Genomic DNA, 12906 nt, shown 5'->3' with positions numbered 1-12906 from the left:
CTGCTAGCTCATCATCATTTTACTTGCCGAATGTATTTCCGAAGAAGTCACCTTCATTCCACTGAGGCTTGTCTTCTTGGTTTGCCAATGTCCAACCAATTTGCGCATTTACCTTGGTAAAGGTCTCTGCAGCTTTCCAGTTAAACGGCTGGTGAATATCATCGCTAGGCTTGTGGTAATGTGTCGACAAGAACTGACCAAACACTTTGCTGCCATCTACGTTAGGATCTTTTGACTTAAGGCCCGGTACCATGAATACCGCAGGTACACCTTGTTTAACAAACGCGTAGTGATCTGAACGAGTAAACAACGCTTGTTCCGGCCATGGATCTGGACTTAACTCAATGTCTGCATTTGCTGCGGCTTTTTCTACTGACGCTTGAAGGTCGCTGTGATTAGCACCAAAAGCAATCACATCAGCAAATTCGTAAGTCAAAATAGGCATATCCAAGTTTACGTTAGCCACCATTGACGTTACAGGAACCGTAGGGTTACGGGCGAAATAATCGGCCCCTAGTAGACCTTTCTCTTCACCAGTTACCGACACAAACAAGATTGAGCGCTTTGGCTTTTCTTTCATTTCGCTGAACAAGCGCGCTGTTTCAAGCATAACTGACGTGCCTGATGCATTATCCATAGCACCGTTATTAATGTTGTCTTTCTTCACCGTTTTCGCAAAACCAATGTGGTCTGAGTGCGCAGAGAACACAACATATTCCTCTTTTAGTTTTGGATCAGAACCTTCTAAAATGCCTACGACGTTAGGGCTGGTGATCGTGTCGTGAGTGCTCTTTTTGCTGATATCTACAGAACCTTTAAGTGCAAAGCCTGTTGGTACTTTGTCTGCTTCAAGCAATGCATATACATCGTCTAGGCTTTTCTCAGCACCGTTAAATAGCTTACGTGCTGCGCCTTCACTCATGTAAGCGCCGCCTTTTAGCTGCGCAAAACTATTAGCTGGATTACCGTCTTTGTCTAGCCATGCCATGCGCGGCGTATGAATGTAGTTCAGTCGACTCTGGTATGGACGTACTTTTTCGTTCTTAGGCGTAGTAATAGTGATCATGCCGATAGCACCATTGTCTACTGCGTATTTTGACTTTTGGTAGCCAGATGCAAAGTGCGCGCCTTCCTCTGATGGGAAGTCACTTGGTTTACCTGCAAGCGCAACCACAATCTTACCTTCTACATCTAGGCCTTCGTAGTCGTTATGTGATAGTTCATCAGCAACGATACCGTAGCCAACGAATACCATCTCACCGTTAACGTGTGCATCAGTATTCAACAGGCTTGGGCCAGCCAAATATTCCTTGGGGTAGTCAAAGCTAATGGTTTCGCCATTTTGAGTCAGCGTAAACGACGGCGACTCTTGAATAAGATTTGCCTTTCTGAATGACACATTTTGAATATAGCCGTCAGTGCCCGCAGGCTTTAGGCCATATTTTGCAAACTCTGTGGCAATGTATAGCGCAGCAATTTCGTGGCCGCGTGAACCTGTATCACGGCCTTCAAGTAAATCATCTGCTAAGAAGAACAAATGCGATTTGATGCGCTGCGTATCAGGGTTAAAGGCGCTTTCTGTCGATTCATGGTTGTGCGCTGTCGCGGCAAATGTCATTGCCGTCATTGCACCACCAATAAGGAGTTTTTTTATCATTTTAGTTTTACCAATTAATTATGTGATTATTTCACGTAAGTGGACTGCTCAACATGGTATCGCAGTTCATGACTGCAATGCTATTTTATGCCTGCGAGTATTGCATTTAACTTCACCATGCATTTCCTACCGTTGCTCGTATTTTTGCCCCAGTGTAAAATTACGCTTTATACGTACGGCACTTTTTTTAGGATTTAAGAACAGCACATGTCTAAAGACGACACGCTATATCGCGTTCAATTTGTGAGTAATGGCGAGCGCTACGAATTGTATGTAAAAACCCTTATTCAAGGGGCACTGTTTGGTTTTATTGAAATTGGTGATTTTGTTTGGGATACCCATACTAGTGTTGTGGTAGATCCTAGCCACGAGCGCTTGAAATCAGAGTTTGCTGATGTCACCCAAACCTATGTGCCAATGCATAATGTACTTCGCATTGACGCGGTGAAGAAAAAAGGTTCAGCCAAAATTACTAAATTAGAAAATAAATCTGATAAAGTAACCTCATTCCCTAGTCCAATTTATACACCAACGAAAGAGTAACCGCCGGGTCTAGCCGGTAAAGGTTACCGGAGACCCTTATGTATCGCTATGTGTTAGCAGCAATACTGTTAGTAAGCAGTATCAATCTGTCGGCTAAGCCTAACAATGATGAAAGCTTGTACCAACTATTAGATGAAATATGGCAATACGAGCTTTCTGTTTCTCCCTTACTAGCGTCGCGACAGGGTCATAGCGAACAAGCACATTTGCTGCCAGATATCTCGCCAAGCGCGTTAGCTACGCAGCATAAGCAGTGGCAAGCGTTTCAGAAGTCTTTAGCGCAATACAACCAAGATACCATTTCTAAAGACGCCTATATTGCCCTTTTAATGCAGCAATATCGCCTTGCCAACTATGTAGATGAGTATACTTACCGTGCATATCTGGTTCCCATCAATTCAGAATATGGTTTTCATGGTGCAATGGCATCGCTACCTAACCTATCTACGTTTAAACGAGTAGAAGACTACAATGCGTATATTAGCCGCTTAAACGCCCTTCTCCCCTATTTTGAGCAACAAATGGCTTATATGAAGCAAGCACTTAAAGAGGGGTACACCCAACCTAAAGTGGTACTGGCTGGGTTTGAGGATTCCATCTCTTCTTATTTAGTGGACAAGGTAGAAGACAGTGGTTTTTACGCGCCTTTCACACGCTTCCCTGAGTACTTTTCAGAAGAAGAGAAAACAAACTTAACTAATCAAGGTCAACGCGCCATTAAAGAACGTGTTTTACCCGCCTACCAAGCCTTTTATGACTTTATGGTTGAGGACTATATTCCTAACGCAAGAGATGACATTGCTGCCAATACTTGGCCTGACGGTGTCGCGTATTACGCTAATAGAGCCAAACATTACACCACGACGGATATGAGGCCGCAGGACATTCACAACTTAGGTCTTGCTGAGGTGAAACGCATACGCAACGAGATGCAGCAAATTGTGGACGAACTTGCTTTTGAGGGAGACATTAACGACTTTATCGCGTTTTTGCGTGAAGACCCTCAATTTTACGCCACCAGCGCAGAAGAATTATTAAAAGAAGCATCGTTTATTGCTAAGAAGATGGACGCCAAGCTTCCTTCTCTTTTTGAATACTTACCCAGAACGCCATACGGCGTAGCACCTGTTCCAGATAGTATTGCACCTAAATACACCACAGGGCGCTATATTCACCCTAGTCGCGATGATCAGCCAGGTTATTATTGGGTGAATACGTACGCGCTTGATAAACGCCCGCTTTACGCTTTACCTGCACTCACGTTGCACGAAGCCGTGCCGGGTCACCATTTGCAAATTTCACTGGCGGCAGAACTTGAAGATTTACCTATGGTACGCCGCAATACGTATATTTCGGCGTTTGGTGAAGGCTGGGGACTGTATTCTGAGTTTTTGGGTATTGAAGCCGGCATTTATGAAGACCCTTATGATGACTTCGGCCGCCTAAGTTATGAAATGTGGCGAGCATGCCGTTTGGTTGTTGATACAGGTATGCATACGATGGGCTGGACACGTCAACAAGCAGTTGATTACATGATGGAAAATACGGCATTATCAGAGCACAATGTGAATACGGAAATAGACCGCTATATCTCATGGCCTGCACAAGCGCTGTCATACAAGATTGGCGAAATTAAGATTAAAGCACTTCGCAAGAAAGCAGAAACGGCACTTGGTGAGAATTTCGACGTGCGTAAGTTTCACCGTGCAGTGCTAGAAAATGGTTCTGTTCCTTTGTTTATTTTAGAACAGCACATCAATACCTTTATAGAAGAACAAAAGGCTAACTAAGCATGATCGTTGCATTTAGTGTTATAGGATTACTCATCCTGCTGTTAATTTACTTTGTGCTTCGCGCGCAGAATCAACAAAAAGAACTCGCGCTATTGCGCCATTCTAATAAGCAGACAAACAACAAAGTTAACTATGCTTATCGAAACCTGGTGCTGGTTAATGATCTGTTGGAAAAAAACTTAGTACTGCGTATTGAAAGTGCTTTTAAGAGCCGTCTTATCGACCAAAACCAGTACAATGTACTGCATATGCTCATGAGAAACTTTTCTAACATTGTTATGGGTTGCTGTGAAAAGGGCCTGTCGTTTGAAGAGTCTTTAAACAAGGCATTAAGCTACGAAGAATTGACACTTGAAGATGTGAAAGAAGTGGTTAAGGGCCTGCCAAGCAATGTACGTATGGCATGGTCAAAGAATACGTCAGATGGTTTTATCGCCTTTTGTCACGCCGTCACCTCTGCTATCTCTGGCACAACAAAGTCAGAAAAAAGCGACGCACCACAAGCGTAATCGCCCCCTTTACAGCGTTTTTATAAATGCTGTCTGCAATTTTTGCGGGCAGCATCCATCGATAGCTCAATCTCGATACTGCACTCACAATACTTAACTCTCTTACATTTAATTTTTCTGTTTTCCATACTTTTTAATAACTTAGAAAAGCACTACGACAGGTACTGCGAGTTTTTCTTGAAAAGGGTATTTGCTGCACTATAATACTGTATATAAATACAGTTCATTTTGAGTGCCATGCTAGAATCTTTATCAGAGCTTAACAAGCATCCGCATATATGGCGGGCCCGAGAGCAACATAAAGGCGAAACTAAATTTTCGCTTGGGTATGCTCGTCTTGATAAAGCCCTCAATGGTGGTGTTGCATCTACAGGCCTTATACGCATTGCCTCATGCACTGGTGTAGGAGAGCTCACATTATTTAAACAGGTTTTATGCCATCAGCGTACGCATAAAATGGTGGTATTTATTAACCCACCGGGTGTATTACAAACACCTTGGTTAGCAGAATTAGGGCTAGATCTTCAGCAGGTGTTGGTAGTTAACACACAAAACGAACAAGACTCCCTATGGGCAGCAGAGCAATGTTTAAAAAGCACCGCGTGTCACTGTGTTGTGCTGTGGAGTAATGCTGTTGATGCTAAAGCCGCAAGGCGTTTACAAGTAGCGGCTACGCACAATGACGCCCTATGTTTACTGTACACCGCATTAAATAAAAATGTCCTCGCTCAGCCACTCCCTATATCACTGGATATCGCATTACACCACCGTGCACAGCAACTGTCTGTGGATGTTCGCAAACAGCGTCATGGTTGGCCAGTTAACAGTATTGCCATTGATCATCGCTGGACACCGGATAATCACGCTATTAAATGGGCCATGGAACATAACAAACTGACAGGCCAAGCACTCCACTCGGTAAGCTAATTATGCTGTGGATGTATATTCATTGCTATCAACTGACGTTAGATGCGTACTTGCAGACTATTGGTCATGGCGAAAAGCCCCATGCGACGCCTGCAAAAGGCACACTGCCTAACGAGAACGATAACCCTGTTGCGGTATATTGCAGTAAATCAAACCGTATTACGCAGGTTAATAAGACTGCGCATAATATGGGCATTGAAGTAAACCATGGGCTTGCACAAGCCGCAGCCCTATGCCCCCACATTCATATACTGCCTTTTGATGCTGAGAACGAGCGAGTTATGCTGTCGCAGCTTGCCCACCGGCTTTACCCTTTTGCTTCTGATATCGCGCTTGATGAACATTGTGGTTTGGCTATACGGCTAGATAACCTTACGCATTATTACGGGGGGCATAAGGCACTGTGGTCGACACTTTCTCGGGAATTGTCGTTATCTGGTACCACCTACCACTTTGCCACCGCCTGGACTATAGAAGCAGCCAAAGTACTGGCAAAGCACCAGGTAAACACATATTTAGACGCACACGATGATATCAAAAATGCATTGTCATCGTGCTCACTGCTACTGACTGAGTTAGCCCCTAAGGTGGTCGAGTCATTAACCAGAGTTGGCATTAAACACGTCCATCAGTTGCTGGCCATGCCCGTACACGAACTCGGCAGACGTTTTGATAATCGCACCATCACTTATTTAACCGCACTTCGAGGAGAAACCTTTCCCAAAGTCATACTATTTAGGCCTCAGGCGTATTTTGATGATGTGATACTGCTGCCTTTTGATGTTGAAAACACGCAGCATCTGGTGCCTTTTATTACGCAGCAACTTGAACACTTGTCGCATTATTTGCGCGCGCGTAATTTATACACGGCATGTATTCACGTGCATATCCATTTTCGAGAAGCGCCGATTACCGTTATAGACATTCGCGCCGCCATGCCACAATCATCGGTAAATAGTTGGCTTAGCTTACTCACATTAAAAATAGAAAATGTAATATTGCCAGAGCCCGCAACGGCGCTTTCGCTTAAGTGCGATCAATTTGAAGATATCGACACCGACAACAGCGACTTTTTCAGTAATCGCTTTAACGAGGTTGCGCAAAAGCAATTAATTGGGCGTTTAAATGCCAAGCTTGGAGAAGACAGTACTTTTCAACCTAAAGCGGCAGATAGTCATCAATTTGAGTATATGACAGTCAATGAGGCCTCTGCCCCACTTAATACCTACAGCAGTGACATTGCGCCCACGTTAACCTTTAAAAAGCCCAAACCCCTTACCCAGCCTACTCACGTGTGTTTTGGCCCTATTAGACTACACAGTGAATGGTGGCACGACACGCCTCATAAACGTGATTACTTTATTGCTCAAACAACACAAGGCATACGCATGCTCATTTTTAAAGATGAAGCCAGTCAATGGTGGGCACAAGGGCTTTTTTGTTAGTGCTTGTGCGTATTGCAATGAAGTAGAACGATGAAATACAGCGAGCTTTTTTGTCAAAGCCACTACAGCTTTTTATGTGGCGCTTCATCACCGGGTGAACTGGTTACTACAGCCTCATTTTTAGGCTATGACGCTATTGCCATCACTGACGAATGCTCAGTTGCAGGCGTAGTGCGCGCGTACGATGAAATTACACATCAGCGTTTGCCTATCAAGCTTATTGTGGGGAGTTATTTTGTTTTTGATGATTCCTTATCTTTTGTTCTATTGTGCCCCAATAAAGCTGCCTACAGCGAGCTATGCCGCATTATTACTAACGCAAGGCGCCGTTCAGAAAAAGGGGAATATCAGCTGGCCGAATGGGACCTGCGTACTATCAGGCACTGTAAATTTATATGGCTTCCTCGAGGTAACAGCACCCATGACACACACTGGGCAAAATGGTTACAAAAGCATTCCGCGATAGACGCCTATATTGGCGCACAGCGCTTACTTGATGGGCACGATCACCATAGATTTGCGCACTACAACACACTGCAGGCAACTTATCCGTTCCCTGTTATCGCTTGTACTGGTGTACTTATGCATCATGCAGACAGACTACCGCTACAACATGTTTTGCACGCAACGCACGCACACACCAGCGTGCATAAAATTGGTCGCAAGGCACTGAGCAATGCCGAGCGAAGCCTGCGCACTACTCACAAAATAAAAAAACTTTATCCAGAAAAATGGATAGCTAATACCAATGCTTTGGCAAGCTTATTTACCTTTTGTTTAAGTGAATTACGTTACCAATACCCTGCGGAGTTAGTTCCTGATGGATACACGCCAACCTCTTATTTGCGAGAGCGAGTAGAAGCGGGCATAAAAGTGCGCTTCCCCGAGGGGCTCAAGCCCGACATACGGGCTATTATAGAAAAGGAGTTAACGCTTATTGCAGAGCAGGAATACGAATACTTCTTCCTAACCATTTATGACATTGTACAGTTTGCCAAGCGCCAAGGTATTTTGTATCAAGGAAGGGGCTCGGCGGCTAACTCTGTCGTGTGTTATTGCTTAGAAATTACCGCCGTCGATCCAAGACAAATTAGCGTACTCTTCGAACGCTTCATTTCCAAAGAGCGCAACGAACCGCCCGACATAGATGTCGATTTTGAGCATCAGCGGCGAGAAGAAATTATTCAATACATTTACCAAAAGTATGGCAGAGAGCGTACCGCAATAGCGGCAACCGTTATTTGCTATCGCTTTAAATCGGCGTTCAAAGATGTCGGTAAAGCACTAGGGTTTAGCGAGTCACAATTAGACTTTGTCATCAAACAAATAAATCGCAGAGACAGCGTTATCCCGTGGAAATCGCAGCTTGCAAACCTTGGATTAAACCCAGAAGACAACAAAGTACATCAACTTATCACGCTAACCGAAGCGCTATTAGGTACACCTCGGCATTTATCACAACATGTGGGAGGCTTTGTTATCAGTGCCGGGCCTTTATATGACCTTGTACCGGTAGAAAACGCCGCAATGGAAGCGCGAACCATTATTCAATGGGACAAAGACGATATCGAAACCTTGGGATTACTCAAAGTCGATGTACTCGCACTCGGTATGCTAAGCGCAATTCGCCGTGCTTTTCAGCTTATTAATAAGCAGTATCCGCATGAAGTGAGTATTCCATTTATCACTAAACTTGGTGATGACAAACAAGTGTTCGACATGATTTGCAGGGCCGACACTGTTGGTGTGTTTCAAATTGAATCTCGCGCGCAGATGTCTATGCTTCCCCGCTTAAAACCACGACGTTACTATGACTTGGTGGTGCAAATCGCCATTGTTCGTCCGGGACCTATTCAAGGTGATATGGTGCATCCTTATCTTATTCGGCGTCACGGTAATGAAGTGATCACCTATCCATCTAAAGCGGTAGAAGGCGTGCTTTCTCGCACTATGGGCGTTCCCATATTTCAAGAGCAAGTTATTCAACTTGCCATGGTCGCTGCAGGTTTTAGTGGGGGTGAAGCTGATCAACTGCGCCGTGCCATGGCTAGTTGGAAAAAAGACGGCCGCATTTTTGAGTTCAAAGAAAAGCTGATTAAGGGCATGACAGATCGCGGCTATGAAAGCACCTTTGCACATAACTTGTTTGAACAAATTAAAGGGTTTGCAGGGTATGGCTTTCCCGAGTCTCATTCAGCCTCGTTTGCCGTATTAGCCTATGTCTCATGCTGGTTAAAGTTCTATTTTCCTGTGGAGTTTTACGTGGCATTACTTAACAGCTGGCCTATGGGCTTTTACTCGCCCTCACAACTTGTTCAGGACGCTAAACGACACGGCATTACTGTATTTGCACCTTGTGTAAACCAGTCAGATGTTGAACACACTTTGGTTATTAAAGGGCTAGAAAAACAACTTCAACTAGGATTAACCCTTATAAAAGGGTTAAGCGAAGAAGCCGCTCACGAACTGGTAAAGTTACGTCCAGCCAAGGGCTACAGCAGTATCAATCAAGTTCAACAACTTAGTCTAAAGCGCAACGAGTTAGAAGCACTTGCCAGTGCTGATGCACTACGCACATTATCAGGCGATCGCTACCAAACACGTTGGCGAATGATGGATACGCAAACCAGCCTGCCTCTTTTTGATGATCAAGAAGCATCAAGCACACTTACTGCACCGCCCTCTGAAGCTGAAAATTTGCTAGAGGACTACGCCGCTACAGGGCTTTCTGTAAATAATCACCCTATTGCACTGCTTAAGCAAAAACACAAACTGCACGATATCAGTTGGTCAGACACGCTTACCCACAAGAAAAACAAGTCGGTGGTAAAAGTATTAGGTGCCGTAACCGGCAGACAGGCGCCAGGAACCGCAGCTGGCGTTACTTTTCTTACGTTAGAAGATGATAGGGGCAACATTAATGTTGTAGTGTGGCAAGCGACTGCGCGAGCACAACAGCAAACGTTTTTGAAAGCCAAATTACTTCAAGTGAATGGTATAATAGAGTGCTCTAAAGAAGGTGTTATTCACGTTATCGCTGGAAAGCTAATTGATAGAACACCTTGGCTTGAAAACATTACTTTGCCTTCTCGAGACTTTCATTAGTGTTTACACCGTTACAGAGCTGGCATACCTTGTAAGAATAAACGGACGCCACGATAAGTAGGGGCATTGAGGAGTATTTTGACAAATTTCTTGAAGCGATTTATCACACTGCTATTTTGTTACACGCTAGGCACGAATGCACTTGCAGATAAATTTATTGTTGGCGCTCAAAATTTGGACTACTTTCCTCACTACGACTTTAGCTCGGAAATTGATAAAGGCGTAGGATGGGCAATATTGGAAGCTTTTTCTGAAGCTTCAGGGCACGAGTTTATCTATCTCAGTATGCCTATTCGCCGTCTTCAAATGGAGCTCCTAAAAGGAAATGTAGACTTTGTTTATCCAGATAATCAAGGCTGGTACAACAGCATTACATCTTCTAAGCAGAAATATTTTTCCCTACCGCTAACTTACGCATTAACAGGTACCATTGTTTCTACTAACAATGCAGGGAAAGGCATTGATGGGGTAAAACATTTAGCGATGCCGCTGGGCTTTACACCTGTTAACTGGCAGCAACGCATCGACAATGAACAAACTAAAATCACATGGGTAAAAGATTTAAAACAAGGATTTGCTTTACTCTACCAAGGACGTGTGGATGCATTAGACTTAGAGTACTTTGTTACACAGTACGCCAGCATCAATGCCTATCCGACAAATGCTTTTACCCTTGATTTAACATTGCCACATAATGAAATTCCATTTTCACTATCTACGCTTTCACACAGCGCAATCATACAAGAACTCAATGCATTTATTGCCTCAAACCCTGAATTAATTGATAGTATAAGACGCAAATACGGCATTACACCGTACTCTGAATTATCAAAACAGCTATTAAAGGAACAAGGGTTAAACCATGACGAGGTTTGGAAATAGCAATCGATTCACTGTTGGCTTATTTCTCCTTGTAATTCATTTAATTACTCCTCCTACAACTCATGCAGATAACTTTGTTGTAGGTACACAAGACATTGCATATCTCCCCTATTACAATTTCCCCTCTACACACGATAAGGGAGTTGGCTGGGCGATCCTAGAAGCATTTGCTAAGGAAAGCGGACATACTTTTGAGTATGTGGTTATGCCCGTCAATAGACTTCAAATTGAACTAAACAAAGGTAATCTTGATTTTGTTTTTCCAGACAACCAGCGCTGGAACAAACATATTGACAGCGTTATGGGAAAAATTTATTCGAATGCGTTGATAGATAGTTTTGCCGTTACGCTTGTTAAAACAGAGAATATAAATCGTCCACTGTCGCACATTAAACGCCTCGCTATACCACAAGGCTTTACACCTGCTAAATGGACGGATTTGATCGCCACTAAACAAGTAAATGTAAACGAAGTAGAAAACGTGTATCAAGGACTTCGATATCTTCAGTCAGATACTGTTGACGCAATGGACGTTGAATACAACGTAGCAAAGCGCTACGAAGAACGGTTTGCGCAACTAGGTCCTTTTACCGCTGATTTGACCTTGCCTCACAATTCTGTAGCGTTTTGCTTGTCATCTTTAAAACATCCAGCGCTAATCGAAGAGTTCAATACCTTTTTGAGTACACATAAAACACTTATCGAGGAGATAAAGCAGCAATACCATATTGCCAGTACGCAAGACGTGATTGAAGAAGCCAAGCGGATGCAAAAGATAGATAATGAAGACATATGGCGCTCACAATAAACGTATTTAATCCCTTTTGAGCCAATACGCGCTAGTAGTCTGCATTTAAATTACGTAGTGTAGATATACTAAGAATCTTCAAAGCGCTACGTTATGAAATTTAAAATACTCGCAATGGCTACTGGCATTTACCTTTCTCAAGGGGCATATGCGGCGTGTCCGATTACTAAAGATTTTCTCGATAAAGATAACGCCGTTCAAAATCTAACATTAAATGAAAAAATTAGTTGTTTAGCTTCTGAACTACCAAAAGTAAGAGATGGTATAGCCTTTACAGAGATCAGTAACACGTTACGAAGTGGTGAATTATCAGCACAAGATGTCAGGGGGGTTTACGAAACACTGCTAGACGAACTTAGTAAACCTAATAAAGAAGCGTATCACACATCATTTCTTATCTTGGCACTCGCTGAAGTTGCACGCGTTGATAGAATAACGCCTTTCTTAAGTAAAGTAGAGCGAGAAAAATTAGTTAGCATAGCCATTAAAGCGTTAACCGATGTAGAGAATTACACTGGATTTGATGAGCGAGTTGGGTATATTCATCAAATAGCGCACGCCGCTGATTTAGTACTACAACTATCACTCAACGATGCTATAGATACAGATTCTCTTCAAGCACTGTCTACGGCGATACAGCAAGCTATTAATCCATCATCAACACACTTTTATCATTACGGTGAACCCGACAGATTAGTGCGAGCTACTGTATATCTTATGCTTAGAGAGTCGCTTACATCAGATTATTGGAAATTATGGCTTACTGATGCAGCTAAGCCTCCTAAAGCTACGTGGCAGGATGCTTATGGTAACAATGAAGGGTTGGCCGCGCTTCACAATACCCAAAGCTTTTTTAACAGGTTATTGCTATGGACAAGCGATGCAGAGAATCCAAAGCTTAAAGCAATAAATGAACAAGCACTTTTGCATTTAAAAGCAATTAGGTGATGTGGTGAAAAATCATGATACGCAGTTTGGTGGCTTTTGCGCAAGGAGTACACTCAGTTGTTGGCTACTTCTTTGATGCTTTCAAACAGGCACAAAAAAAGCCCTTGTCTTACGACAAGGGCTTTTCGGAATTGGGACCTGGCAGTGTCCTACTCTCACATGGGGAAGCCCCACACTACCATCGGCGCTAATACGTTTCACTTCTGAGTTCGGAATGGAGTCAGGTGGTACCGCATCGCTATGGCTGCCAGGAAAAACTGGTAACAATCTAGAAAACTGGATATCAATT

At 43.4% G+C, this 12906-nt stretch carries 10 protein-coding genes and 1 rRNA gene; 9 read left to right on the top strand and 2 right to left on the bottom strand.

Translation table 11 applies throughout. The features are described from left to right. Positions 1 to 19: 19 nt before the first annotated feature. Positions 20 to 1657, bottom strand: coding sequence for a M28 family metallopeptidase (locus JN178_RS00225; RefSeq protein WP_202263062.1), 1638 nt, complete (start codon positions 1655 to 1657; stop codon positions 20 to 22). Positions 1658 to 1864: 207 nt separating this feature from the next. Here JN178_RS00225 and JN178_RS00220 point away from each other — a divergent pair, with 207 nt between their 5' ends. The 9 genes from JN178_RS00220 (at position 1865) to JN178_RS00180 (ending at position 12617) form a co-directional block, all read left to right on the top strand. Beyond that, on the top strand, positions 1865 to 2200 hold the full coding sequence (locus JN178_RS00220; RefSeq protein WP_202263061.1) for a DUF1820 family protein: 336 nt from the start codon (positions 1865 to 1867) through the stop codon (positions 2198 to 2200). Positions 2201 to 2238: 38 nt separating this feature from the next. Continuing rightward, positions 2239 to 3990, top strand: coding sequence for a DUF885 domain-containing protein (locus JN178_RS00215; RefSeq protein WP_202263060.1), 1752 nt, complete (start codon positions 2239 to 2241; stop codon positions 3988 to 3990). Positions 3991 to 3992: 2 nt separating this feature from the next. After that, on the top strand, positions 3993 to 4502 hold the full coding sequence (locus JN178_RS00210; protein ID WP_202263059.1) for a hypothetical protein: 510 nt from the start codon (positions 3993 to 3995) through the stop codon (positions 4500 to 4502). A gap of 237 nt (positions 4503 to 4739) precedes the next feature. Next, complete coding sequence (gene imuA / locus JN178_RS00205; protein WP_202263058.1) at positions 4740 to 5429, top strand: translesion DNA synthesis-associated protein ImuA; 690 nt, start codon at positions 4740 to 4742, stop codon at positions 5427 to 5429. Positions 5430 to 5431: 2 nt separating this feature from the next. After that, on the top strand, positions 5432 to 6874 hold the full coding sequence (locus JN178_RS00200) for a Y-family DNA polymerase (RefSeq protein ID WP_232369644.1): 1443 nt from the start codon (positions 5432 to 5434) through the stop codon (positions 6872 to 6874). 30 nt (positions 6875 to 6904) lie between these two features. Further along, complete coding sequence (locus tag JN178_RS00195; protein ID WP_202263057.1) at positions 6905 to 9979, top strand: error-prone DNA polymerase; 3075 nt, start codon at positions 6905 to 6907, stop codon at positions 9977 to 9979. Positions 9980 to 10057: 78 nt separating this feature from the next. After that, positions 10058 to 10861 carry a transporter substrate-binding domain-containing protein gene (locus JN178_RS00190; RefSeq protein WP_232369643.1) on the top strand — a complete coding sequence of 268 codons (804 nt, stop codon included), beginning with the start codon at positions 10058 to 10060 and terminating at the stop codon, positions 10859 to 10861. Continuing rightward, a complete protein-coding gene (locus tag JN178_RS00185) occupies positions 10842 to 11669 on the top strand; it encodes a transporter substrate-binding domain-containing protein (RefSeq protein ID WP_202263056.1) in 828 nt (275 codons plus the stop codon). The genes JN178_RS00190 and JN178_RS00185 overlap by 20 nt, the downstream gene beginning before the upstream one ends. Before the next feature lie 93 nt (positions 11670 to 11762). Further along, positions 11763 to 12617 carry a DUF2785 domain-containing protein gene (locus JN178_RS00180; RefSeq protein ID WP_202263055.1) on the top strand — a complete coding sequence of 285 codons (855 nt, stop codon included), beginning with the start codon at positions 11763 to 11765 and terminating at the stop codon, positions 12615 to 12617. Positions 12618 to 12753: 136 nt separating this feature from the next. Here JN178_RS00180 and rrf read toward each other — a convergent pair. Next, positions 12754 to 12869 (bottom strand): 5S ribosomal RNA (rrf, locus tag JN178_RS00175). Positions 12870 to 12906: the final 37 nt, after the last annotated feature.

It is taken from the genome of Alteromonas sp. KC3 (genome assembly GCF_016756315.1).
GTDB lineage: Bacteria > Pseudomonadota > Gammaproteobacteria > Enterobacterales > Alteromonadaceae > Alteromonas.
This window is presented reverse-complemented; position numbering and strand designations above follow the sequence as displayed.